This is a genomic window from Microbacterium sp. CFSPD4_SD4 (assembly GCF_057364585.1).
In genome coordinates, this window is sequence record NZ_JBNFOC010000029.1 from 1 (window position 1) to 466 (window position 466).

Below are 466 nucleotides of genomic sequence, written 5' to 3' on the forward strand. Positions count from 1 at the left end.
CTGGGCGCACTGCCCCATAGGGGCGGTTGCCCCTGTTGGGTTATCGGGATTAAACGAGTTCTGCCAGCGTTAGGCCGGCTGATGGACCAGTAAGCACTAAATCCTCAAGGGTGCCTTCTAAGCACACCCCATTGAAGTCACAGCGCCCTGTGTTGGAGTCACAAGGACTATTCCACGCCATGTGGGGAGCGCGGTGGTATTCCGCGTTCCGTATACGACGCGCAACAACCTTCGCAAAATCTACAGCTTCGAGCACATCACTCTCAGTTCTATCAACCCAGTGGATTGGCAGCCAGGTGGCCGACTGAAGCGATTTGGAGCCTTCGGTTCTGATGTTGGGTTTTAACCCTGCAGCAAAACCGCATAGCTTTGGTGGCTTGATACCCAGCTTTTCACAGGCAAGCGTTACCGCGAGCCAGTAATAAGTGAGCTGAAACCCTGCACGAGCGAATAGAGCTCCTTCAGG

General features: G+C 54.5%; 1 protein-coding gene. It reads right to left on the bottom strand.

Going from position 1 to position 466, the window contains the following annotated elements; translation table 11 throughout:
* Positions 1 to 49: 49 nt before the first annotated feature.
* Positions 50 to 466: hypothetical protein (locus tag AC2W7E_RS16255; protein WP_485989532.1), on the bottom strand; the 417-nt coding region annotated here is incomplete at its 5' end.